This is a genomic window from Endozoicomonas sp. ALD040 (genome assembly GCF_049275945.1).
Taxonomy (GTDB): Bacteria; Pseudomonadota; Gammaproteobacteria; order Pseudomonadales; family Endozoicomonadaceae; genus Endozoicomonas_A.
The window spans coordinates 2,736,030-2,760,338 of the sequence record NZ_CP184829.1 but is presented as its reverse complement, the minus strand read 5'-3'; the positions used below and the strand labels follow the sequence as shown (position 1 = coordinate 2,760,338).

The following is a 24,309-nucleotide window of genomic DNA, read 5'->3' as shown; positions in this document are numbered from 1 at the left end:
TGTCTCTATATCGGCAGCACGAACCAGTACTACGCCCCAGAGCTCCCTGAGAGGCGTTAATAACAGATACACAATGATTCAAGAGGTCCAGGTATGCTTCCCGTTGAGCGTCGAGAGCACATTTTGTCTTATGTTGAAGAGAAAGGCTGTGCCAACATCGAAGAGATGGCGGAGAAATTCGATGTTTCCCAGATGACTATTCGTCGCGACATACGAACCCTGGAGCAGGAAGACAAATTGCGCGTCACCTATGGCGGTGCGGTATCTAAAAGCTTCCTTATGGAGGATATCCCCTACGAAAAGAAGAACGCCGTCAACATTGAAGAGAAAAAGTCCATTGCTCACGAGGCCCTCAATCTGGTTAAGGAAGGACAGATCATTCTGCTGGATGCTGGCACAAGTACCATGGCCCTGGCCAAGCTGTTGATGCGCATGAAGGTCACCATTATTACGCCCGACCTGAAAATTGCTCTGCAATTGTCAGACTCTTCAACCGCCAAGGTCTACACGACGGGGGGACTGGTCAGTGCCATTACCAAGGCTCACTGTGACACAACGGCCCTGTCCTTCCTGGACAGCATTAATGCTGACGTTGCCTTTCTGGCAACCAACAGCTGGAGTCTGCAACACGGTATGACTACTGCGTCTACCGACCATTACTTTATTCGTCGCAAGATGCTGGAACGTGCAGCCCGCAGTGTACTGCTGGCAGACTCCAGCAAGTTTGGCGCTTCCAGCATGAAAACCATCTGTCAGCTGAATGAGCTGGATACCATTATCACAGACAGCCGTTTCGATGATGAGAGCCTGGCGGCCATCAGCGAGGCAGGTGGTAATATCATCCGCTCCTGACTGCACGACAATGCAATTATACTTTGAATAGGATGGCATGTTCTTCCTGATTGCATGGACTAAACTCACAGCTATCAATCAGACTGAGTCCAGCCAGACGTTGCTGTGAGTGATGAAACCCCTTATCTGTATTCCAATGGGTGACCCGGCCGGAATTGGCCCGGAAATCCTGATAAAGGCACTTTTAACCAATGACTTCTCCAATACCTGTCGATTGCTGGTCGTCGGCTACGTGGAGATTCTTCAGCAAGCCATTTCGATCAGCGCTTCGCCTCTTACTATCAACTCTGTTGAGGCCTGTTCGGATATTGATCCACGGACAGGTATTCTCAATGTCCTTGAGCCACCTGCCCCTCCTCAAAGTGTCGAGCCGGGCAGAGTTTCCCCAGCCGCAGGAAAGATGGCCTACGACTGTATTCAACTGGCAACACAACTGGCTCTGGAGAGGCAGGCCCAGGCTCTGGTAACGCCCCCTGTTAATAAGATGTCCCTGGACGCGGCTAATATCAGACAGGCAGGACACACCGAGATTCTTGCCGAGCTGACAAACAGCAAGAACCCACTCACTTTATTTGAGGTTGCGGGCTTGAAAGTCTTTTTTCTTTCACGACATCTGTCTCTCAAGCTGGCCTGTGACTACGTCACCCGACATCACCTGATTCAATGTGCTCAAAAAGCGGTTGATGCCATGAAATCTCTGGGTATTGAGACCCCCCATCTGGCTATAGCCGGGTTAAATCCTCATTGTGGAGATAACGGACTGTTTGGACATGAAGAGCAGGAAGAAATCAGGCCTGCTGTTCTTGAACTACAGCAGCTTGGGTTGAACGTGTCCGGTCCCCTGCCTGCTGACTCGGTGTTTTATCAGGCTCTGAATGGAAAGTTTGATGCTGTCATCTCGCTCTATCATGATCAGGGACACATTGCGACCAAAATGGTGGACTTCCATAAAACCATTTCAATCACCTGCGGCTTACCCTTCCTGAGAACTTCAGTAGATCATGGCACTGCCTACGACATTGCCGGGAAAGGCGTTGCTTCTGCCATCAGTATGGCCGAGGCCATCGCAGTGGCAATCCGTTATCTGACAAAGGTTTCACCAGTGGGAACAACCTGAATAGCGGGCGAACTACCAAAATCAACCTGCCCGGTGACCACAACAGGGGCGCTTGTCTCTGCATTTTCAGGTAAAGAAATAATCAAACGTCCATTGCCTGATTGCTGAATATCCACATCCAGCGTCTGTGCAGTGGTGGCATCATTAACAATCTTCAACGGCCCTTCTATGAACAAATCGGGACGCTCGATACTGGAGCCTTGCAGGATATTGCCTTTCAGAACAGGTGCATCATCCACGTCTCTGCCATGATCATAAACAATGATCTGCTCTACTCCCGAGATATCACTGACTGCTCCTCCTCTCAGTCCAATGAGGATTTTCAGAGTCGGGCTACTGACCCGCGTCAATCAGAATGCCGTCTGACTGTCCTTCCCCTCTTATCTCGCCTTTTGGGCCCAGCCAGAGCAGAAAACCGGAACTCGGGCCAATGTATCGAACAGCAGACTGTGCATTGCCATCGGTATCCGGATTCAAAACCAGTCCCTCAATCAGAAGCACGCTTTTGCCAGAAGGATTGCGAATTTCAATAGCGGTTTCATCTTCAGGCAAGGCCTGAATGATCTGGTTAGGCTCAATGGTTTCGCTGCTGGTCACAATCTGTCTGGAATAGGCTATTTCACAGGTCAGAGCCATCACCGCCGATATGGCCGTTGCCAGGCGTTTTTTGCAGACACTTAGCCCCGAAAATACCTCACCCTTCCTGTCTTGATTCATCCGGTCTGATTCCATTCATGGGTAAAGGACCAGAGAAATATCGACCTCCTGACCTGTCAATTGACCAAAGTCCGGTTTTTTTCTCTTCAGCCCTGAAGTATTCCCAGCCGTCTGCCGATAGTGGATTCAGCCGGATTTCAAATTTGAAAAAATCGCAGTCATCTACTGCAAGGAAGAAAGGATGAACAAGAGCCTGTTCAGGAAGAAGACTCTCGCTGCAGTGATTGCTGCAACAATTCCATTTGCCGCCACCCAGTCCAGCGCAGTGACAGAAATCACCAGTGATGGAGATAGTTATGCCGCCAGCGGGCTATTCGGTGCAGTGACACGCAATGTTAATGCTGAAGCAACCGACACCTATGCATTCATTCTGGATGCTGACAACGGTACTTTCTACGTCCAGGGCTCGTTACTTCAGCCAGTCAATATCAATCTCGATAACCCGAATGGCGAAGCCATTCTGCTCTATCGCCAGGCTAATACCAGCTACGCCGTGAATATGCCTTCGCTCAGCGGCCTGTATGGTAAAGGTACAGCCCACGGTATCCTGTTGAGTAACGGCGAAGCCAGCGTCATTCAAATCAATGTTGGAGAAACCAATCTGGGCGGCACTATTCAGGTAGAAGACGGAGATGCTTTCAGAATTGAAGAAGAGCTGTCGGGCATCGTCACCATAACCGGGACACTGCAAGGTAACACAGCCATCACAGCAGCCGAAGGTGGGAAGCTCGGAACAAATGCTACGATCTTAGTTAATGGCGGTGTACTGAAAACAAACGGAGATACTTCTATTGACTTCAGCGATGCCGGTGGAGCCCTTGTCATGGGGGTCGTTGACGGTACGGTAGAGGGCAAAGTGCTGGGTTATACCGGCTCCGGTGATATTCTGACGATAGGTGGTAACTCGACATTTGGTGGCGATATTGAGGATATTGAATCCATCTTGGTCGTAAGGTCAGATTCACACGTCGTCAGTTTCCGAGGTGATATCAAGAAGAATTCCGGCGCAACACACGTCAAAATCTCTGGTATTGCCAGCTTTGACAAACCCGGAGCACAGACCATTGATGGTGATCTGACTGTTTATTCAACAGGGGTCATTACAACAGAGCTGGGTACCGGCTCCGACGCCAATGCAGCTCTGATTGTCACCGGTACTGCCAATATTAACCCAGGTTCAACGCTGAAAATTGTTCCTACCCTGGAAGTCGTAGAAGCTGGTAACACCGTAGAAGATGCAAAAATTATTGAAGCCAACAACAGCCTGAATGCTTCCGATCTGACGATTGAGCACTCTGTGTTGATTGATACTACCGAGGTCACACAGAACGGCAATGCTCTGACCACAGATCTGACACCAAGAACCCTCGAAGCACTGAAGAATCTGATTGCACAGGAAGGTGCCGGAGCCACCACTGAAGAAGCTCTGGCGGCTACGATGACAGTGATTACCCGGGACTCCACCAACTCCACGAGTTTCAATAACTTTTACCAGACCGTTTCCAATATTACTGATGTAAAGAAACTGGCTGAGTTCGCCAGAGAGAGTAAATTCAACAACTCTGACGCCGTCCAGATGACCAACGTAACGGCAGAAACCAAGGTTAAGACCAACGTTCTGGCCCACGTCAGGGCGGTTCAGGAAGATGACCTGTCTGACAGCGGACTGTCATACGGTGGCAGTTACACCAATCAGGGTTTCTGGTTGCAGGTTCTTGGCTCGGACGTCACTCAGGATGATCGCAGAAACGATGGTGGAGACAGACTTTTCGGTTTCGATGCCGATCTGAGTGGTCTGACACTGGGCGCAGAAACCACCATCAACGATGACTACCTGGTAGGAGCTGCATTCACTGTAGCCAATGCCGAAATAGACAAACACGATTCTAATGACAACTCTACCATCAAGAACTACCAGGTCAGCCTCTACGGCTCCTGGGAGCAAGATAACTGGTTCCTGGATGGCGTCATTAACATCGGTCGCAGTAACAACGAGCGTAGCCGTTATATCGATGGCTTTGTCGATGCGCCGATTACTTCGGACTATATCAGTCATCAGTACGGCCTGACCACCATGCTGGGCATGAACCAGAGCTTTGGTGAGATGAAGATAGTGCCAATGGTCGGTTTCAACTACACCATGGTCAAAAGTAAAGCCTTTAAGGAAGATGACAAGTATGCGACCGGTTTTGCCCTGAATGTGGACAGCCAGAAATATCAAAAGGTCGAGCTGGGTGCTGGCGTTGAAATCAGTCAGGCTTTCAAAGTCGACCAGGGTGAACTCGAACCTTCTCTGAAACTGATGGCCTGGCATGACTTTAAGGGTGATGTCGTAGAAACCACCACACGTTACGTGCTCGGTGGACCCGAGTTCACCTCAAAAGGGGCCGACGCTGTCAAGAACAGCTATCAGGCTTCAGCCAGTGTGACCTACCGTCGCAACGATAACATGAGCTTCGTTGTGGGTTATGAACTGAACCAGAGTTCAGATTACAAAGCTCAGAACTACTACCTGAGAATGAAGTACGACTTCTAACTTTGACGCTTTCGAGAGGACTCTGTTTCAGGGTGTTGTACTCTCGTTTTCCCTCTATCCCTCCCGGTATTAAAGCCTTCAACCCACTCATTTATCTGGTACTATTCGCCCGGAAAAGCAGGTACTCTCGTTTTACATACCCTGCAAGATCCCACATTGACCAACACTATTTACCGGAATCGCACCGATATGGCTTCTCTCAGACACCTCCTGGTAACGGCTTTTATCCTTTTCTTGTCACTTTCTGCCCATGCTGCTTCCAGCACTGAACTCAATGCTACCGTCCATGAAGCGTTGAAAAATCTTTATGCACAGAGCAGTGCTGCAAAATCTCTGGGCAGCAGAGCGAAAGGAATCCTGGTCTTCCCCAAGGTACTGAAAGGCGGGCTGGTTGTGGGTGGTGAATACGGTGAAGGCGCACTTTTAAAGAATGGAGCAATACAGGACTATTACAATACCGTATCGGCCTCTATCGGTTTCCAGCTGGGCGCACAGGCTCGCTCCCAGATTGTCATGTTCATGACCAGCGAGGCTCTGAACAACTTCGTGAACAGCGAAGGTTGGGAAGCGGGTATCGATGGAAGTATTGCTATTGCTGAGTTTGGTGCCGGAGAAGGTATAGACACTAAAACCGCTAGAGCTCCCATCATTGGCTTTATCAGCAATAACAAGGGATTGATGTATAACCTGACTCTGGAAGGTTCCAAAATCACAAAAATTGAAAAGTAAAACCCTCGTCAGGTACTTCGGTGATTTCAACTCTACCCCGCTGATATTCGGTGATGTAAAGTCTTTTGCTACCTTTGCCACCGAAAACAACATCGGTGGGGCATGAGCCTCTGGTCACAATGGTTCGATGAATCTCGCCATCGGGAGTGACAGTGGCCACATGCCCCTGACCAAACATGGCCACATAAAGGTTACCCTCTTTGTCAAAAGAGATTCCATCGGGCCCCACAACCCGGCATGGGCCGGCAGTATCGGTGACCGACACAAACTGTTCACGGCTGCTAACCTCCAGTCTGTCTGTAAACGGATAACGATAGATATTCCCTGTTGCCGACTCACTGAGATAGAGCTTCCCATCAGGAGCAAAGGCAATACCATTGGCGAAACGAAACCCGTCATCAAGGCAATCCACCTGTTTACTGACGGGATCAATGCGAAACAATTTTCCCTGCATTGGCCCCTCCCAGACTTCCGGATCAGGCCCTTCCCGAGTGATCAGGTCAGCGACGCGGATACCAGAATCTGTCAGGTAAATGGCCCCTTCAGGCCCCAGAGTCATATCATTGGGCCAAAGAAAGGGGTTCTCACCGTCTCCGTAAAGTCTCTCCGCCAGTGAGCCATCGGGGTTGAGCCTGAGCAGAGATGGCTCACGGGTCTCGGCAACCCAGATACTGCCATCATGGTTGTCCTGTAAAATACCATTGGGCCTGTCGACCTGCGCAAAAACATGGCGGTGCTTTCCTGAGGCTGAAACCCGGGTCAGACGACCTCTCTCCTCACCGACTTCTGAAACAACTAAACTTCCGTCGTTTAATATCAAAGCGGACACTGGATACTCCAGCCCATCAACAAAAATCATACTGCCCCTCTTGAGTGTGACCGAAAAAACGCTACCTCTGACGGTCTAATGAAAAAATAGCTGCCATCGCAGGTGAATGTTCATTTGGAGAGACAGTTTAGATACAGATGACGACCAACTGTTTAGAACAATAAGAAACAAAATATAGGGAGAATTAGCTATAAAGGGTATTATTTAGTCACTAATAGAATTAATAAAAACACTTAAAGAGCAATAACTTATTAACTGATAGCATCCAGATAACTTTGAAAATGCAGCGCTATCAGACTCTGCTGCCATTTTCAGACTTCAGCCTGAGCTGTATTTTCGGCTCATGGCTGTTTGATTTGACTCGGGGGAAATGCGACTACTATGAGTCGTCCGGCCAGGGCCGTCATTCATCTTGACGCTCTAAAGCATAACTATCGATTGGCTAAATCACTGGCGGGCGGGGGCAATGTTCTGGCCGTTGTAAAAGCCGACGCTTATGGCCATGGTGCTATCAGATGTGCCCACTCCCTGTCAGAGGAAGCCGACGGGTTTGCAGTGGCCTGTATTGAAGAAGCCCTGGAGCTCAGGGCAGCCGGTATCAGAAACCGTCTGCTTATTCTCGAAGGATTCTTTGAACATTCCGAACTCACCAATATTGCCTCAGAAAATATTGACATTGTCGTACAAAGTCCGGAACAGGTAAAACAGCTTGAACAAACCCCACTGGAGAAGCCTGTCAGGGTCTGGCTGAAAATGGACTCCGGCATGCACAGAGTGGGTATTCTTCCCGGCGATTATCGCGATGCCTGGGCAAGGCTTGAGCAACTGCCCTGGATCGACGAGATTCTCATGATGACTCACCTTGCCTGTGCCGACGAAACTGACAATGGCTACACCCTGCAGCAGCTTGAAGTCTTTGAGCAACATACCCTTGGATTGCCGGGTAAAAGAAGCATTGCCAATTCGGCCGGTCTCATTCATTGTGCCGCTGCCAGGGCAGACTGGAGCCGCCCCGGTCTTATGCTTTACGGAGCCTCTCCTTTTGATCAGGCTCATAACATTGAATCCAGGCTCAAGCCTGTCATGGAGCTCCACTCAGCCATTATCAATATCAAGGAAATCCCTGCTGGCAGCCCGGTAGGCTATTCCGGTACCGCAGTGACCAACAAGACGACGCGTTTAGGCGTCATCGCCATGGGTTATGCCGATGGCTATCCCCTGGCTCCCAATGGTACGCCGGTACTCGTCAATGGTCAGCCAGTACCACTGACAGGTCGGGTCTCCATGGATATGTTAACGGTTGATTTGTCAGAAATAGGTGATGTGAACGTGGGAGATCCTGCTTTACTCTGGGGTAAAGACTTGTCGGTGAATGAAGTAGCACGACATGCGGGCACAATTCCCTATCAGCTGTTGTGTAATATAAACCGGTTTCCTATTTCGTACTCTCAGCAAGTTACCTGCAAAGAGAGAGTATGAATCCACCTGAAAAATTGTCCGATTGCCGGGAACGCTTTAATAACCAGCGCATCTGTCAAATCCTTTACATTGCAGAACCGTTTCAGCACTTGTATATTCTCTGCACGTGCCATACTCTTCTCAGTCCGTGACTGAAGCCTTCTTATGACGGTCAGGAGCCACGGGGAAAAAGGCGTCCCGGTGTACATCGACACCTGGAGCAATGCGGTAATTTATACCATGCCCAAAACTACCTGAATCAGACGATTGCTGAAATGAGAAGTCGAAAAGAAGTCGTCCGGCAACTGGACAGGATCGATCGTAATATTCTTCGCACACTCCAGGAAAACGGTCGAATTTCCTATGTGGATCTGGCAGATCGGGTGGGCTTGAGTACCACACCCTGCATGGAAAGGGTCAAACGCCTTGAGCGGGAAGGCATCATTCAGGGCTATAGTGCCCGGTTAAAACCCCAGTACCTTCAAGCAGGCTTGCTGGTGTATGTTGAAATCAGCCTCTATACCAAATCGGCCGATATCTTTGACGAGTTTCGACGGGCAGTTGTCGCTCTTCCAAACGTGCTGGAATGCCACCTGGTTTCCGGTAACTTTGACTACCTGATCAAGGCCCGTATTTCAGAAATGGCTTCTTACCGGGAGTTGCTGGGCGACATATTACTGAAGCTTCCGGGAGTGAGGGAATCCAAAAGCTACATTGTCATGGAAGAACTGAAAGAAACACTGAATCTCCCAATTCCTGACTAATCAGTAATCCCTGATAAAATAATTCAGGGCGACTGCATCCTGCTCTTCAATATCATGAAGCTGGAATCCAGCGGCAAAGTCCCTGCTGTGATCGCCCTGTTTATTACCAGACTGACACCAGACGCATTTGGCCACCAGTGTTACGTGGTGCGCTGTGTCATTAAGACCAGGCAGTACCATGGTAACATTCCTGACGTCTTCCAACCGAATGGGTTGATCCGCAGTAATACTGAACCCTCCTCTGGATACATCTTCCAAAACCCCCAGTAGTTGACCACTGTCATTGTCCACGACCTGGGCGGGCTCAGCCAGAACCTTGCGTGGATAGCGCCGCTTCTCAAGTACAGTATCCGTCATAACAACTCCTCTCTTTCATAAAGCGAAATTTCAAGATACCGACTTTTTAGCAAGATGACAAAATTCTGCTGCATTTGGCAACCCAATTCTGTTATAAGTTACCTTAAGTACTCTGCCATACGAAATCGAATATGTCTGGCTTATTGGGCAGGTGCTCTGCAAGGCGAAACGACGGGAACATAGCAAGCTATTTGACCAGAGTTGCAACGCAGTCAGAGTGCCTGAACAATAAGTCAGAAAATACGATTTCGTATGGTTGAGTACTTATATCCATCTGCCGGGACGCTGTGTATCAGACCGACTCAGATGGACCAGTAGAGTCAATCTATCAATTTTAATAAGCTCCAGATGGGGAATATTGCTGACATCTTATTACCCAGGGAGCCCTATATGGTCCGCCCCGTTTTACAAGAGCCTGTTTCGTTAATTTGCAAACAAAGATAGCTGCAATTTTACAAGGCTCGCAGAATTCGGGAATTTGAAAGTTTAAATACGGCTTGATATGTTGCTATCCAATACGCCTGCTCTGACTTTGACCTTAGCGATTGTATTAGAGGTCTTTGCAACGTCCTGGTTGCCCAGAACCCATCAATTTACCGCCCCCATACCGACAACAGCGGTATTGATAGCCTATGGCCTGGCATTTTACCTGTTGTCGATTACGGTTCAAACCATGTCACTGGGTGTGGTTTATGCGATCTGGTGTGGTGCAGGTATTGTCTTGGTCGCAGCTTTGTCATGGCTGATATATGGGCAAAAGCTGGATATTTATGCATTGATTGGTATTGGCTTTATTCTAACCGGAACCGTTATCATTAATCTCTTCTCATCTTCTTTGAGTCATTAATCTTTCATCTGGGTGTCAAAATCTTGTAACCTGCCTGAAGTAGCTTGAATAAGCGCCTAACCAGGTACTTATTTATTTCAGTCAGGTGAATTCATGCTACCCCCACTAAGAGCCCTGGTGGCCTTTGAAGCAGTGGCCAGGCTTGGCTCTATTGGTGCCGCAGCGCGGGAATTGTGTGTAACACAAGCCGCAGTGAGCCAACAGCTCAAGAGTCTGGAAGCATTTCTTGATACCACATTGTTTGAACGAACCAGGAGAGGCGTCAAGCTCACCTCTTCGGCACTGCAATATCAACCCATAGTCTCTGGCTCTCTGGCTCATTTAAAGTTGCAGACTCAGCTTCTTTTTGGTGAGCCAAAAGCGGATGTGTTGAGGCTGAGAGCCAATCAAACATTTTGCCACAACTGGTTACTCCCCCGATTAGACAGCTTTTATCAGAAATACCCTTTCATTCGCCTCGATATCCAACTCGTGGACTGGCCTTCCACAACTCCTTGTCAAAATGTTGATATAGAGCTTACTAACGGCAAAGTAGATAGCGAAGAAACGAATGCAGAAAAACTGTTTCAGGAACACTGGCAGTTGGTATGCAGTCCGCAATTCAAACGAGATTATCAACAATCATTAAAAGATGAAGACTTCTCTCAATTACCTGCGGTACAGGTTAAGGGCTATCAGGAGAACTGGCTGCAGTGGCTGAGCCACAATCAAATTGAGACCACCTTACCCAGAGTGCAATTGGAAATCAGCAACTCACTCCATGCTCTGGAAGCAGTAAAGCACGGCGTTGGGGTTATGTTAGTTCGCTCACTGGCAGCATCCGAGTTACTAAACAAAAACGAAATTGTGCTGGCACATCAAGCGTCAATGCCTGCGGAGTCTGGCCACTATATGATTACTAACAATAATCGCAACGCAAAGGTGAATTTCTTCTGTGACTGGCTGCACCATCAGATTAAAAGGGATGGCCTTATCTAAAGATTTTCTTATGAGCACCCATAAAAAAAATGAGGTGCTTTTCAACATAATTGTCATATATCCCGTTTAAATTATCGACAATTATTAAAAGTGCCAGGGTTAAGCCATGCGTACCTTCTCTCAACATTTTTCGAACCGGTTAAAGGTGCTGTTTTTTACTGCACCTTTACTGATACCGCTCGTAACGTTCTGGTTGGTGCCATTTGGTTACTCCGTCTATATCAGCTTTACCGATTGGGACTACATTTCACCAGAATACAATTTCGTTGGTCTGGAGAATTACCAGTATATCGTAGAGGACTTTGAGTTCACTCAAGCTTTACTCAATACCTTTTGGTTCTCGCTCGCAGTGGTCATTCCTACCGTTGTGCTTGGTCTTGTGTTTGCTTTGCTGTTACACCGCAATTTTGTCGGCAGTCAGTTTTATCGAGCGGTGATCTTTTCTCCGTGGATTACCCCGACGGTTGCTGTCTCCATCGTCTGGTCCTGGGTCTTTGAGTCTAAATCGGGTCTTGCGAATCAACTGTTAATGTCTATGGGCTTTGACAAAATCCCGTGGCTGGAACAAGGGGATACCGCTATGGTGGCCGTGGTCATCGTGACTATCTGGCAAGCTATTGGCTGGACAATGCTGTTTTACATCAGCGCCTTAAATAAGATTCCCGAATCTTTATATGAAGCCTCTTTAATTGACGGATGCAGTCGTCTGACCCGTTTTCTGAGGATAACACTACCACTGGTTTCACCGACCACATTTTTTCTGGTGGTGGTCAATATCATCACGGCTGTGCAGGCATTCGATCAGTTTCAGATTCTGACTCAGGGTGGCCCCGGCGGGGAAACACGGACCTTGTTGTATCTTTTCTATCAACAGGCATTTGAGCGGTATGAAATGGGCCCGGCAGCAGCAACCTCGCTGGTCATTTTAGCGATCACAGGTTTGCTTGCCCTGATCAATACCTGCATCGGTAAGCGCTGGGTTTACTACTAAGGACAGGGTTATGACGACACAAGCTATTGATAGTTCAATCACGTTAGGTCAGATAAAAGCCGTTAGCCGTAAGAGAATTGCCATTAAAGAACGTTTAGTGGCAAGACAGGCTTTTCTTGCGCTGGCTAAGCATATTTTTCTGATGGCCTGCGGAACCATGATGATGTTTCCATTCTTATGGATGATATCGGGCTCTTTGAAGTCGAATGATGAAATTTTTTCCAGCCCACTTAATTTAATCCCGGAGACATTCCGTTGGGAAACATTTGTTGAAACATTCCACAGTGCGCCATTTGGTTTGTACATCTTTAACAGTTTTAGTGTGGCGTTATTGACAACTCTGCTGGTGATCATCAACTCAGCCATGTTTGCCTATGCACTGACTCAACTGAGATTCCGCTCCAAAACTGTGCTCTACTTCGTTGTGATGGGTTGCTACATGTTGCCCGGTGCGGTGACCTATATTCCCTCCTACATCACGCTGGCCAGACTGGGTTTGCTCGACTCTCACACTGGATTGGTTATCTCTAATGCGGCCTCTGTTTTTGGTGTTTTCTACCTTCGTCAGGTGTTTATAAAAATACACCCTTCACTGATCGAAGCGGCACGCATTGACGGAGCTGGAGAATTCAGGATTTTGTGGGCCATTATGCTTCCCCAGTGTCGGGCTGCGGTTGCCACATTGTTCCTTATTACGTTCATCACTAACTACAACAGTTACATGTGGCCAAGCCTGGTGATTACTTCACAAGAGTTGAACCTGATCGCAACGGGTATTCGCCAATATTTTATCGCTGAAGGTAACTACGGCTTGAATTGGTCGCAGATTATGGCTGCGAGCACAATTGCTGTGTTGCCTTTATTGATTCTATTCGTCGTGTGTCAAAAGACGATTCTTTCAGGCATCGCCGATAACGGCGTAAAAGAGTAAACGGACATGAAACTGAACAGTCTCGCACTTATGCTTACCGGCGCAGTGAGTGCGTCTTTATTCTCAGGCAGTGTACTGGCAAAAACCGAAGTGGACTTCTGGTATTCAGGCGGTACAAAGCCTCAGAAAATGATGACTGAACTTATTACAGAGTTCAACGCGAGTCAGGATGAATATGTGATTAAACCTGCTCTGCAGGGAAATTACACCGAGACTTACCAGAAACTTCAGGCAGGTTTAGCGTCAAAAACTGCGCCAGAGTTAGTACTTTTGGACCCGGTTTACGCTGATGCCATGCGACAGCGTGGTTTAAGCCGTGACTTGAATACTTACATGGATGCACAATTCAACTTTGATGACTTTGTCACTGCCTTTAGAGACCAGGTAACGGCAGAAGATGGGCAAGTATTTGGTTTACCCGCTTACGGCACCACACAGGTTTTCTATTACAACAAACAAGTGTTGGCAGAGAATGGCTTTAAAGAAGAGGATTTAAACACCTGGCAAGGTGTTGCAAAAGTTGCAGAAAAAGTGACTAAGCGTGACGAGAAAGGCAACACAGTGTTTTACGGCTGGGAACCAATGTGGGGCGCTGATAATTTGATCGATGCCGCTTTTTCTAACGGCGCCCGTGTGATCAGTAATGATGGCAAGAAGGTGCTGATCGATTCACAGGAGTGGGTTGAGGTTTGGGATAGTTTCCGCACGTGGATTCATGATGATGAAATCATGCGTATTCACTACGGTGGCCAGGGCTGGGAATACTGGTATAAGACCATTGACGACGTGATGAAAGACCAAGCGCTGGGCTATACCGGTTCTTCAGGTGATCAGGGTGATCTGGATTTCACTAAATTGGCAGCGACCACTCAGCCTGGTTGGGGGTCGCATCCTCCGGCTCCTCAGGCAGGAGCACTTATTTACGTGATGCCTGAAGGAACCGATGAAAAAGCGGCTCAAGGGGCGTTTGAATTTATGCAGTTTTACACAAGTGCCGAAAAAACCGCCGCCTGGTCAATGTTCACAGGCTACATCCCGGTTCGCATGAGTGCAGCGGATGTCGCTGAGTACAAGTTGTTTACAGAGAAGAATCCACAAGCTCTGATTCCGTTGAAGCAAGCCAGCTCAGCAAGCCCTGACTTTCTTGATCCAACCAACGGCAAGATTATGGATGCGCTGAGAGTGGCTGCTGACCAAATTCAAATCCAAAACGTTCCTGCTGAGAAAGCACTTAAACAGGCAGCAAAAAAAGCGCAGCGGGCGTTAGATAGAGTGAACCGCTCTTAATGCCTTTCGAGCCCGTTTCAAACGGGCTCTCATTTCTAAAGAAACGGATTAATCACCGGACGCTATGACTGAATTTCAGGGTGAGCTGACCTTTGGCCGAACTCGTCTGCCATTTAAGGTACCGAACGGAACCTTATCGGTAAATATCACCGGTTCAACGGTTACTAAAAGGTTTTTGTATGCCGCTGTCTACGATGCAAAGGACCAATATCGTGGCAAAATACTGTTTGAAAAACCTGACAAGTCATTGTGTGTCAAACCTGAACGCTCCGGGTTTGGTGCGATTGATGGCGATGTTATGGAAGGGGAATGGTATCTCGATCTGTACAATCTGGATGCTGAGTTTAAACCCAAGCATGCCATAGAATATCGTATCCGGGTTGACTTCAATCAGGAGCAAAAACATGAAGACCTTCTCACCGAAGATGTTGTCGGGACTGACCACAATATCCACTTTGATTACAGCAGACTGATTAAATCTGAATCACGCTGGTATCGTGGTGATCTTCATGCTCACACCAGACTTTCTGATGGTCATAACAGTCTCTCTGCGGCAAAGCAGATTGTGGAGTCTCAAGAGCTCGATTTCTTTTTCTTTACCGAACACAACATTTGCCAGCCAAGACTGCCTGTCTCAGACTCATGTCTTTTCTTGCCCGGCATCGAGGTGACCACTGACCTGGGACACTTTAATGTTCACGGGCCGCAATCCATATTGGATCTCAGAAGTGTCGAGCTTAGCAACCAAAAGGTTATCGAAACAGGTCTGCAACTCGCCCGCGAGGGCCAGAGCTCAATCAGCATTAATCACCCGATGATGAAACCATGGCATTGGCAATATTCGCCGCTTTTACTTGTGAAGATCTCAACCTTTGAAGTCTGTTGCGATCCCACCTGGCCAACATCGCCGCAAGCCACAGAGTCTGCACTGCGGGTGCTCAATGAAATGTGGAATTGCGGTCATCGGGTGGCTGCCATAGGTGGAAGTGACTCACATCTCGAGCCACATGAGCGCAACCCCAAAGCGACGGAGCCGTCGATATATGGCGACCCTTCTACCTTTGTCTTCAGCCAGGGTTTGAGTGGTGAGGGCATCTTGTCCGGTTTGCGCAACGGTCAGGTCTACATAGAGCGACGATGCGGCCTTTCGTTTGATATCAACAACCATCAACTCTTGCCGGGGGCTGACAGCTCGGGCGAGCCTCTGAGCTACCGAATAGCTGTACAAGATACTCAGTTGAGTTATCTCGCTGAGTGCATTGTCGATGGCGAATTGGTTGCCAACGTCATGCTGGGTACAGAGCCGAAAACGATTAAGGTCGATTCCGATTATCACTGGTGTCGAGTTGATATTCGCAGAGCCCGGACCCGGGAATTCGAAGGCTGTATCAACGCTGTTTATAACGGTACCAAACCTACTTTTAAAACCCCGAAAGTGCATAGTTGGGGAGAGCTGATAGAGCGATTAAATAGTGATGAAGTATAGAGCACTATTGTTTGATAAAGATGGCACACTATTGGAATTCCACAATATGTGGCTAAAGGTTTCATGCAGCGCCTGTCATCGAGTAAAAAAATATAGCGACGAGAGACAAGGTCATCAAAATGTCACTGAGACCGGGTTACTCTCGGCGATTGGCGTTGAGGGAGACAAAGTCGACAATCATGGCCTGCTCGCTTCTAACCCTGTTGAAGACACCGCTGCTGCATGGTTTGAAATGCTCAACCCTCAGGTAACACTGACAGAATTCACCAGAGTGACGAAAAGCGCTTTTAATCAGGAGGTTGCAGAAAATCCTGAATGGATCGAAGCCTTACCCGGAGTGGCAGACAGGCTCACTTCTCTCAGGCAACAAGGGATGATTTTAGGCATTGCAACAGCGGACACCAAAGATTCGACACTCTATACGCTGGAACAATCAGGCCTGAAGGAGTTGTTTGATTATATTGGCTACAGTGACGGGGATATAGAACCCAAACCAGGTCCCGCGCTTCTCCATGCGTTTTGTCAGCAATGTGGAGTTGAACCCCACGAGGTCATCATGTTCGGAGATACGGTGTCGGATATGGAATTCGCTACCAATGCCGGGGCAAAGAAAATTGGTGTCCTGACAGGGACTGCTTCAGCGAGCGAGTTGGAACCTGTGGCGGATCTTGTTATTCCATCGGTGGCTCAGTTTGACCCATACGCACTTAATGAATTGACTTGAGGATGAGAAATGGCTGAAGTCACACTGAAAGGGGTAGAAAAAACCTATCCGAATGGTTTTAAAGCGGTACATGGTGTCGACCTCAACATTCGTGAAGGTGAGTTCATGGTGTTTGTGGGCCCCTCTGGCTGCGCAAAATCAACCACGCTGAGAATGATTGCGGGCCTGGAAGATATCTCTGAGGGCGATGTGTACATTGGTGATAGGCGAGTGAATGATTTGCCTCCAAAAGATCGCGGTATCTCGATGGTTTTCCAAAACTACGCTCTTTATCCTCACATGACCGTGTATGAAAATATGGCCTTTGGGTTGAAGCAGCAAAAGCTGGCAAAAGCCGAAATAGAAAAGCGTATTGCAGAAGCGGCAAAGACACTCGAAATTGAGCATCTACTGCAAAATAAACCCGGTGAAATGTCCGGTGGACAGAGACAGCGCGTTGCACTGGGCCGTGCCATGGTCCGCAAGCCGGTTGTTTTTCTCTTCGATGAACCGCTTTCAAATCTGGATGCCAAACTCAGAGTCTCAACCCGGGTCAGTATTGCTCGGCTGCATAATAATCTTAAAGCGGAAGGGCAAAATGCAACCATGATTTATGTTACCCATGATCAGGTGGAAGCCATGACACTGGGCGACAGAATCTGTGTACTTAACCAGGGCCAGATTATGCAGGTCGATACGCCAATGAACCTCTATCAATACCCTGCTAATAAGTTTGTTGCCGGCTTTATTGGTTCTCCGGCGATGAATATCATTAAGGTGCTTATTGATGAAGTCGATGACGTAATGAGTGTGGTTACAGAGAGTGGTCATCGCTGGGAGTTGCCGCAACATAAGCAGAACCTGGCCAGACAGAGAGCAGGTAAGTGGGTCTGGTTTGGTATTCGCCCTGAGCATATTCAGTTAGCCAACGATGCTACAAACACCTCAGACGTCAACACCCAACGCCACAAAATTGATGTAGTGGAGTCAATGGGTAGTGAGCTTTACCTCTATTTTCAGTTGGGAGGTGACAAGATGATATCAAGGATACCCTTCGACGCAGACAAAGTGTTAGCCAGTGGTGACTCTGCGTTGTTGAAATTCACAGTCTCTCAATGCCACTTGTTCGATTGGGATACTGAAGAAGCTTTAGGCTAGGGATATCTCATAAATATGAGCAGGTTCCGCCCAATCACCTTACATGATTGAGTCGACCAAAAATAAGCTTCGGAAGAAGCAAACCGGAACCTGCCATGGCAAAACATACACAAGAAACTCTTCGTTTTCACTCTGTTAATGGTAAAACTGTCAGAGTTGATTTTAACGGAGGGGAGTTGTCTTCTGATTTTGGCACACTGCTGCTTCGTGAAATAGCCATCCGTAGTGAGCTAATCCCCAGGCTCGTCAAGGCAATCCAGGAAAAACGACATCAATCCTATATTGACCATTCCATACAGGATCTTCTGACACAAAGAGTGCTGCAAATGGCCTGCGGTTATCAGGATGCCAACAACAGCAACCATTTGCGTAAAGACCCCATGTTCAAGTTGGCTGTCGGTCGTAGCCCTCTGAATACCGCGACCGAGCCCCTCATTTATCGCCGCATACCCCCCTGCATGAGCAGGCATCCATATCTTATTTCTGGCGTTATCCCTTGCGATCTTTTGTCCGATCACTGCATCGAAATTTGCAGGGCTGGCGCAAGCACTCTCACCAGTAAAGTAACCGTGAAACCATTTTTCAACGTCATACAGCAAACTGTCAGACACGAACCTTCAAAAACATGGAACTGCGTTTTTGCGATAGCGGAGTCAATCAATTCAGGAGTCAGGCGAGGTCCATTTCGGGTCTTAATCAAGAACTCTCATGCACGCCGATATAAAGGCTCGATTTTATAAACACTACTCGATGCTTATGTACGACATTACTCTAATAATAATCGGTATCATCACCTATTCAAGAGGTCTGCAGCGTCTGATATCCGAACGATTGCTCGTATTGACACACAACCTGTTTCTGTAGCATATAAACGACGATTGCAACCATTTTACAATTACATAAGGAAATGAAAGTGAATACTCTACAGGCCCTGCTAGACGAATTTACCGAAGCAACCCGCAACAACCGCGATAAGGGCACGCAGTTTGAAAAGCTGATTGCGAACTATCTGATGACTGACCCGCAATACGCTGACCGGCTTTCGGATGTCTGGTTATGGGGAGAGTGGCCGTATCGCTGGGGAAGTGATAACGGTATTGATCTGGTCGCCCGTGAGCGTGGTACGGGGGAATACTGGGCGATTCAGTGCAAATTCTTCGATCCGGCAAACACGCTTGACAAGGGCGGCATTGACACATTCCTGGCCGCATCAGGAAAGCAATTCAGCACCACGGATGGCGCATTCAGTTTTACAACACGACTGATCGTATCCACCACCGAGAAGTGGTCATCCAAGGCAAATAAAACCCTCGAAGCGCAAACCGTCCCTGTAAGCCGCCTGTTCTTCAAAGACCTGGCCGACAGCCCAATCGACTGGAGTCAGTTCAGCCTCAGCAATATCAAGGACATCAAGCTCAAGAAAAAGCACGAACCCCGTGAGCACCAGCGTGAAGCCATCGACGCAGTAAAGAAAGGCTTTGAACAGCACAGCCGGGGTAAAATGATCATGGCGTGCGGTACGGGTAAAACCTTCACCGCCCTGCGCCTGATGGAAGAAGTTACGCCAGAGAAAGGCCGAATACTCTTTCTGGCTCCGTCCATCTCGCTGGTAGCGCAGTCATTGCGGGAATGGACCGCCCAGGGTGTCAGCCCAATCAATGCCTTCGTCGTCTGTTCTGACTCAAAGGTGGGTAAAGATGAAGAAGACATCAGCCTGCATGACCTGGCCTACCCCGCCACCACCGATGCAAAGAAACTGGCTGACGCAGCAAAAGTGGTCAGTAAAGACCGGCGCACCATTGTTTTCTCCACCTATCAGTCTATTCAGGTGGTCAGCGAAGCCCAAAACAGGGTCTTGGCGACTTTGACCTGATTATCTGCGATGAGGCGCATCGTACTACCGGCCTTACCCTGAAAGGTCAAGACTACTCCGAGTTCGTCAAAGTTCACCAGAATCATATCGTCAAGGCGGACAAGCGGGTTTATATGACCGCTACGCCTCGAATATACGCCGACAAATCGAAAAGCAAGGCCAACGAAGCTGATGCCGTGCTGTTCTCAATGGACGATAAAGACCTCTACGGCCCGGAACTTTATCGCCTCGGGTTCGGCAAAGCCGTTGAGAAAGACCTGCTGACCGAATACAAGGTGCTGATCGTCGCCGTTGAAGAAGAGAAGATGGCGAATCTGGTCAACAACTATAACGCCTTCAAAGTCGCCGACGACAAAGCCATTGATATGAAGTTGGCCACCAAAATCATCGGCAGCTGGAAAGGTCTCTCGAAGCAGGGGTTGGTGATGGTCGACGAAGCAGGCGAGCAGGAAGACATGACGGAAGACACTGCTCCGATGCGTCGGGCAGTGGCGTTCTCCCGCTCGATCAAAGATTCGAAGCAGACCACCGACATATTCGCAAAGCTGGTCGAGACTTACCAGAACTCCTACCGCAACGTCGACAACTCAATGGTCAATTGCGAACTCGACCATGTGGATGGCAGCATGAATGCCCATGTGCGGCAGGAAAAGCTCGGCTGGCTGAAAGATGACATATCAGAAGGTGACTGCCGTATTCTTTCCAACGCCCGATGCCTGTCAGAAGGGATCGACGTGCCCTCTCTGGACTCGGTGATCTTCTTTGATACCCGTGAATCCATTGTCGATATTGTTCAATCGGTCGGACGTGTCATGCGTAAAGACCCCGCAGGCAAAAAGCAGTACGGCTACATCATTCTGCCGGTCTGTATGCCGTCTGAGCGGGTCAAGGATTACAACAGCTTCATCGACAGCAACCCGCAGTTCAAGGGCATCTGGAAGGTTATCAAGGCACTGCGTGCCCATGATGAATCGTTGGTGGACGAAGCTGAGTTTCGTAAGAAAATACAGGTCGTTACTGGTGAGACCGGCGGTGGTGATAGAGAAGGAGGTGATGGTGGTGACAACCTCGACCTGCCGCTGGACATCCCGAACCTGCCCTTCGACGAAGTCAACGAAGCCGTTTATGCCGCCATTCCGAAAAAGCTGGGCGACCGGGAATACTGGAGCGAGTGGGCGAAAGACATCGGCAAAACCGCAGAGAGTCTGATTGCCCGTATTAAGGCGCTGATCAAAACCGACAAGTCACTGGCAAGTGAAGTGGTCTAATGACACCGGACACCTCGTTAAGCACAATAGTGCAACCAGTAACGAGGTTCATAATGGCAACGCGAAAACATTATTCTCAGGAATTCAAACTCAAAGCTGTAAAACTGGTTACTGAACAAGCTCAGTCGCCTACAGCAGTCGCCAGAAGTCTAGGAATTTGTGCGACTAACCTCCGTCGTTGGGTTCGACTCAGTGAAGAGAAGAAAGAGCTGGCTTTCCCCGGCAAAGGCCATCAGGCCCTGACGACTGAACAGCAGAGAATCAAAGAGCTTGAAGCTGAAAACAAACAGCTGAAAATGGAACAGGAAATCTTAAAAAAAGCCATGGCCTTCTTTGCGAAAGACCAGCTGTAAGATACGCCTTCATACAGCGGGAGAGGAAGGCCTATCCTGTCGTAACGCTATGCAAAGCACTAAAAGTTAGTCGCAGTAGCTTCTACGAATGGAATAAACAACAGGCAAAAAATCAACAGATTGACCCGGAGATGTTTCGCCTGGAGGCAGATGCCCGAGAGATTTTTGCTCAATCAGGTGACTCTTATGGAAGTCGTCGAATGGCGAAAGCCCTGCGTTCAAAAGGTTACAGCATAGGGCGTTATCAGGCCAAAACCCTGATGCAACGGCTTGGCCTGCGGGTTCGGGTGGTCAAAAAATTCAAGGTGACAACCAACAGCAAACACAAACTGCCAGTGGCGGCAAACCTTTTGAATCGTGAGTTTTCAGTTTCAGCACCCGACAGAGTATACGTAGCTGATATCAGCTACCTCTGGACTCGTGAAGGCTGGGTTTATCTGGCGGCTGTCGTTGATCTGTTTTCGCGGAAAGTCGTCGGTTGGTCGATGAGTAACCGTATGACGACAGAGCTGCCCCTGGAAGCTTTGAGAATGGCTTACTGGGGCAGAAAGCCTGGAGATGGTGTGACAAAATTTAGAGGCCACCCACAATGTGGATAGTGCATCCTGCGAGTCAAGAGTGTGCCACTACACACTCAACCCAACAACATCGAACACTTTGGCATGGTATCCGTGCTACCATGTAATCCATGATCGCTTCTTTCAAAGACAAGGCTACAGCAGATATTTTTAACGGTAAGGCTTCCCGCCAGGCTCGCAAAGTCTGTCCCCAGTCGCTTTGGCGAATCGCTGCAAGAAAGCTCGATCAGCTGGATTCTGTGCTAATCCTGGATGAACTCAAGGTTCCACCGGGTAACTGTCTTGAGGCCTTGACCCGAGACCGGAAAGGGCAACACAGTATCAGGATTAATGACCAGTATCGAATCTGCTTCCGGTGGGGCAACAAGGGACCGGAAAATGTTGAAGTCACCGATTACCACTAGGAGCAACGGATGACCAGAGTGCCTGAAAGCCGACCACCTACCCATCCCGGCGAAATGTTGCTGGAAGAGTTCCTGATGCCTATGAATATTTCACAAAGGGAGTTAGCGGACGCCATTCACGTGCCTTATCAGCGAGTGAATGAATTGGTCAATAAAAAGCGTGGGATCACACCCAGTACAGCGTTGAGGCTAGCCCGTTTTTTCGGAATGTCACCAGACTTCTGGTTGAGTCTGCAGGTTCGCTGGGATTTATATAACGTTCAAACTGCAGAAAAAAGCGACCTTGAAAAAATACAGGTATTCCAGCAGAAAACGGCCTGACTCGATTTTCTGAAGTCAACTCCCTCAGCCAAAACAAGCAGAATTTTGCTCTCATGGAATCTCAATGACACCAATCACTGGTGGCAGCGCAAAAGCCTGAAGAATAGCTAAGGATATTGACTATGTGCTGGTTCAGGCTTACCCCCTCCTGCTTTGCACCTTCTGCAAGGTTGCGATGAAGGTTTTTTGCCAGTCGCAGTGTTACTCTGCCACTGAAGTCGTCTGTAAGCTCATCAAGGAGAAAGCATTACCTTACTCTTTTCGGCAAAGATCTCTGCGGTAATTTCTATAGTGTCAATCGCCAGGGCGTAGGCCTCTTCGGCAGTATCAGCCTACTCAGCAACATCTGGCAGCTCTTTGACCCGAGCTTCAAAAAATACCTCACCATCGAAATTAGCCCGACGGACGGTAATGTTATAGCTGTGAGGATTCATATCCTGTCTCCGTTAAAGTACGTTCAAGCTATTGTTGTTTTAAGGTTGACAATACACCTGCTGACGTATTGTAATCGTTGAAGGGCTAAAAGCCCTGATCATCGCTGTTTTGGGCAGTCATCCTGACCCTTGGCTACAAAAAAAATAACTATAAGCAAAACAGAGCATTATCGGCTCTGACACATACGGAGATCCCGTTATGTTCAGACAGATAAAAGAGGCCCGGCTTAATGACATCCATCTGAAATACGATGAAGCCTCAGGTCTCAGAGCAATCATTGCAATCCATAACACCCGAAGAGGACCAGCCCTCGGCGGTTGTCGTATAATTCCCTACACCTCAACTGAAGATGCAGTTACCGATGCTATCCGTCTTGCCAAAGGTATGAGCTATAAGGCGGCGCTTGCCGGACTGGATCTCGGTGGCGGCAAATCCGTCATCATGGAGCCGACAGCCCCCTACGATCGGGAACAACTGTTCAGAGCTTTTGGCCAGTTTATTGAAGAACTGGGAGGCCGCTATATTACTGCAATGGACAGCGGCTCAAGAGTATCTGATATGGATGCCATCGCCTCTCAAACTCAACACGTTTCTTGTACCTCTTCGAGTGGTAATCCCGCACCTTCCACCGCCCTCGGTGTTTACAAGGGCATTCTGGCTACCCTGAAAGCTCATCCGGAATTTGGTTCTTCACTAAAAGGTATCAGAGTCGCTGTTCAGGGACTTGGTAATGTCGGCTTTGCCCTTTGCCAGTTACTGCATCAGGGTGGCGCCAAACTGATTGTCACTGATATCAATGAACAGAAACTTCAGCAGTGCATTGATGAGTTGGGGGCAACCGCCGTCAGTACTGAAGAAATCTATTCGGTTCCCTGTGACATTTTCAGTCCTTGCGGTCTGGGAGGCATTCTCAATAAAGACACCATCAGTCAATTGCAATGCACTGCTGTAGCAGGCTCTGCAAACAATCAACTGCTGACTCCCGAATGTGGCCAGTTGCTGTTTGACAGAGGCATTCTCTATGCGCCGGACTACCTGATCAATGCCGGTGGACTGATCTTCGTAGCAATGACACACCAGGGTAAACCACAGAGCGAAATAAATGATCGCATCAACGCCATAGAAGAGACTTTGTTGCAGGTCTTTCGCTATGAACAGCAGCGGAAGACTCCCAGCAGTGTGATTGCCGATCATATGGCAGAAGCTCTGCTATTCAAATAGCAATCCTGACAACTAATTGCCTGACTGACTTCTCACAGTCATTACTTGTCACAACTATGGGTATGCGCATTTCTTTTTATCCCGGTGGTCAAACAGAGTCCCGTAGTAAAAAACAC

The 24,309-nt window shown here is 48.5% G+C and carries 26 protein-coding genes and 1 pseudogene; 22 read left to right on the top strand and 5 right to left on the bottom strand.

Translation table 11 applies throughout. From position 1 onward, the window contains the following. Positions 1-93: 93 nt before the first annotated feature. Complete coding sequence (locus tag ACOJUN_RS09755) at positions 94-852, top strand: DeoR/GlpR family DNA-binding transcription regulator (protein ID WP_422136438.1); 759 nt, start codon at positions 94-96, stop codon at positions 850-852. A 112-nt stretch (positions 853-964) separates the two neighbouring features. Further along, entirely contained in the window at positions 965-1,969 is a 1,005-nt protein-coding gene (gene pdxA / locus ACOJUN_RS09750; protein WP_422136437.1) for a 4-hydroxythreonine-4-phosphate dehydrogenase PdxA, read from the top strand. Here pdxA and ACOJUN_RS09745 read toward each other — a convergent pair. After that, positions 1,933-2,319, bottom strand: a complete 387-nt coding sequence (locus ACOJUN_RS09745; protein WP_422136436.1) for a hypothetical protein — start codon at positions 2,317-2,319, stop codon at positions 1,933-1,935. The genes pdxA and ACOJUN_RS09745 overlap by 37 nt on opposite strands. Beyond that, positions 2,303-2,686 (bottom strand): hypothetical protein, encoded by a 384-nt coding sequence (locus ACOJUN_RS09740; RefSeq protein ID WP_422136435.1) that lies wholly within the window; start codon positions 2,684-2,686, stop codon positions 2,303-2,305. The genes ACOJUN_RS09745 and ACOJUN_RS09740 overlap by 17 nt, the downstream gene beginning before the upstream one ends. A 181-nt stretch (positions 2,687-2,867) precedes the next feature. Between ACOJUN_RS09740 and ACOJUN_RS09735 the strand changes: the two genes are divergently transcribed. Both ACOJUN_RS09735 and ACOJUN_RS09730 read left to right on the top strand, forming a co-directional pair. Continuing rightward, positions 2,868-5,222 carry an autotransporter domain-containing protein gene (locus ACOJUN_RS09735; RefSeq protein ID WP_422136434.1) on the top strand — a complete coding sequence of 785 codons (2,355 nt, stop codon included), beginning with the start codon at positions 2,868-2,870 and terminating at the stop codon, positions 5,220-5,222. Positions 5,223-5,378: 156 nt separating this feature from the next. After that, on the top strand, positions 5,379-5,951 hold the full coding sequence (locus tag ACOJUN_RS09730; RefSeq protein WP_422136433.1) for a BPSL1445 family SYLF domain-containing lipoprotein: 573 nt from the start codon (positions 5,379-5,381) through the stop codon (positions 5,949-5,951). On the opposite strand, the gene ACOJUN_RS09725 is transcribed toward ACOJUN_RS09730, so the two are convergent. Beyond that, complete coding sequence (locus ACOJUN_RS09725; RefSeq protein WP_422136432.1) at positions 5,932-6,810, bottom strand: SMP-30/gluconolactonase/LRE family protein; 879 nt, start codon at positions 6,808-6,810, stop codon at positions 5,932-5,934. The genes ACOJUN_RS09730 and ACOJUN_RS09725 overlap by 20 nt on opposite strands. 351 nt (positions 6,811-7,161) lie before the next feature. On the opposite strand from ACOJUN_RS09725, the gene alr reads away from it, so the two are divergent. Both alr and ACOJUN_RS09715 read left to right on the top strand, forming a co-directional pair. After that, positions 7,162-8,259: an alanine racemase gene (gene alr / locus ACOJUN_RS09720; RefSeq protein ID WP_422136431.1), complete on the top strand. Its 1,098-nt coding sequence runs from the start codon at positions 7,162-7,164 to the stop codon at positions 8,257-8,259. Positions 8,260-8,513: 254 nt separating this feature from the next. Further along, positions 8,514-9,002, top strand: a complete 489-nt coding sequence (locus ACOJUN_RS09715) for a winged helix-turn-helix transcriptional regulator (protein ID WP_422136430.1) — start codon at positions 8,514-8,516, stop codon at positions 9,000-9,002. Here ACOJUN_RS09715 and ACOJUN_RS09710 read toward each other — a convergent pair whose 3' ends face one another. Continuing rightward, positions 9,003-9,359 carry a PilZ domain-containing protein gene (locus ACOJUN_RS09710; protein WP_422136429.1) on the bottom strand — a complete coding sequence of 119 codons (357 nt, stop codon included), beginning with the start codon at positions 9,357-9,359 and terminating at the stop codon, positions 9,003-9,005. A gap of 502 nt (positions 9,360-9,861) precedes the next feature. Here ACOJUN_RS09710 and ACOJUN_RS09705 point away from each other — a divergent pair. The 15 genes from ACOJUN_RS09705 (at position 9,862) to ACOJUN_RS09635 (ending at position 22,537) form a co-directional block, all read left to right on the top strand. Beyond that, positions 9,862-10,206: a DMT family transporter gene (locus ACOJUN_RS09705; RefSeq protein ID WP_422136428.1), complete on the top strand. Its 345-nt coding sequence runs from the start codon at positions 9,862-9,864 to the stop codon at positions 10,204-10,206. Between the two features lie 93 nt (positions 10,207-10,299). After that, positions 10,300-11,184, top strand: a complete 885-nt coding sequence (locus tag ACOJUN_RS09700) for a LysR substrate-binding domain-containing protein (RefSeq protein WP_422136427.1) — start codon at positions 10,300-10,302, stop codon at positions 11,182-11,184. 106 nt (positions 11,185-11,290) lie between these two features. Beyond that, on the top strand, positions 11,291-12,175 hold the full coding sequence (locus ACOJUN_RS09695; RefSeq protein ID WP_422136426.1) for a carbohydrate ABC transporter permease: 885 nt from the start codon (positions 11,291-11,293) through the stop codon (positions 12,173-12,175). Positions 12,176-12,185: 10 nt separating this feature from the next. Further along, positions 12,186-13,106, top strand: a complete 921-nt coding sequence (locus ACOJUN_RS09690; RefSeq protein WP_422136425.1) for a carbohydrate ABC transporter permease — start codon at positions 12,186-12,188, stop codon at positions 13,104-13,106. A gap of 6 nt (positions 13,107-13,112) precedes the next feature. After that, the gene (locus ACOJUN_RS09685) at positions 13,113-14,393 is read left to right on the top strand and encodes an extracellular solute-binding protein (RefSeq protein WP_422136424.1); all 1,281 of its coding nucleotides are present in this window, start codon (positions 13,113-13,115) and stop codon (positions 14,391-14,393) included. A gap of 64 nt (positions 14,394-14,457) precedes the next feature. Beyond that, positions 14,458-15,879 carry a CehA/McbA family metallohydrolase gene (locus ACOJUN_RS09680; RefSeq protein WP_422136423.1) on the top strand — a complete coding sequence of 474 codons (1,422 nt, stop codon included), beginning with the start codon at positions 14,458-14,460 and terminating at the stop codon, positions 15,877-15,879. Next, positions 15,869-16,603 carry an HAD family hydrolase gene (locus tag ACOJUN_RS09675; RefSeq protein ID WP_422137061.1) on the top strand — a complete coding sequence of 245 codons (735 nt, stop codon included), beginning with the start codon at positions 15,869-15,871 and terminating at the stop codon, positions 16,601-16,603. Before ACOJUN_RS09680 ends, ACOJUN_RS09675 begins: the two co-directional genes overlap by 11 nt. 9 nt (positions 16,604-16,612) lie before the next feature. Beyond that, entirely contained in the window at positions 16,613-17,740 is a 1,128-nt protein-coding gene (locus ACOJUN_RS09670; RefSeq protein WP_422136422.1) for an ABC transporter ATP-binding protein, read from the top strand. 95 nt (positions 17,741-17,835) lie between these two features. After that, positions 17,836-18,480 (top strand): transposase, encoded by a 645-nt coding sequence (locus ACOJUN_RS09665; RefSeq protein ID WP_422136421.1) that lies wholly within the window; start codon positions 17,836-17,838, stop codon positions 18,478-18,480. A 173-nt stretch (positions 18,481-18,653) separates the two neighbouring features. Beyond that, positions 18,654-19,613: a DEAD/DEAH box helicase family protein gene (locus tag ACOJUN_RS09660; RefSeq protein ID WP_422136420.1), complete on the top strand. Its 960-nt coding sequence runs from the start codon at positions 18,654-18,656 to the stop codon at positions 19,611-19,613. Positions 19,614-19,726: 113 nt separating this feature from the next. Next, positions 19,727-20,881, top strand: coding sequence for a helicase-related protein (locus ACOJUN_RS09655; RefSeq protein ID WP_422136419.1), 1,155 nt, complete (start codon positions 19,727-19,729; stop codon positions 20,879-20,881). A gap of 53 nt (positions 20,882-20,934) precedes the next feature. Continuing rightward, a complete protein-coding gene (locus ACOJUN_RS09650; protein WP_422136418.1) occupies positions 20,935-21,234 on the top strand; it encodes a transposase in 300 nt (99 codons plus the stop codon). A gap of 11 nt (positions 21,235-21,245) precedes the next feature. Next, positions 21,246-21,833 carry an IS3 family transposase gene (locus ACOJUN_RS09645; RefSeq protein ID WP_422137060.1) on the top strand — a complete coding sequence of 196 codons (588 nt, stop codon included), beginning with the start codon at positions 21,246-21,248 and terminating at the stop codon, positions 21,831-21,833. Between the two features lie 89 nt (positions 21,834-21,922). Next, positions 21,923-22,216: a type II toxin-antitoxin system RelE/ParE family toxin gene (locus tag ACOJUN_RS09640; RefSeq protein ID WP_422136417.1), complete on the top strand. Its 294-nt coding sequence runs from the start codon at positions 21,923-21,925 to the stop codon at positions 22,214-22,216. A gap of 9 nt (positions 22,217-22,225) precedes the next feature. Further along, positions 22,226-22,537: a HigA family addiction module antitoxin gene (locus tag ACOJUN_RS09635; RefSeq protein ID WP_422136416.1), complete on the top strand. Its 312-nt coding sequence runs from the start codon at positions 22,226-22,228 to the stop codon at positions 22,535-22,537. Between the two features lie 61 nt (positions 22,538-22,598). Here ACOJUN_RS09635 and ACOJUN_RS09630 read toward each other — a convergent pair. Next, positions 22,599-22,745, bottom strand: a pseudogene (locus ACOJUN_RS09630) (toxin-antitoxin system HicB family antitoxin); the annotation flags it as partial. A 425-nt stretch (positions 22,746-23,170) separates the two neighbouring features. Here ACOJUN_RS09630 and ACOJUN_RS09625 point away from each other — a divergent pair. Continuing rightward, the gene (locus tag ACOJUN_RS09625) at positions 23,171-24,193 is read left to right on the top strand and encodes a Leu/Phe/Val dehydrogenase (protein ID WP_422136415.1); all 1,023 of its coding nucleotides are present in this window, start codon (positions 23,171-23,173) and stop codon (positions 24,191-24,193) included. Positions 24,194-24,309: the final 116 nt, after the last annotated feature.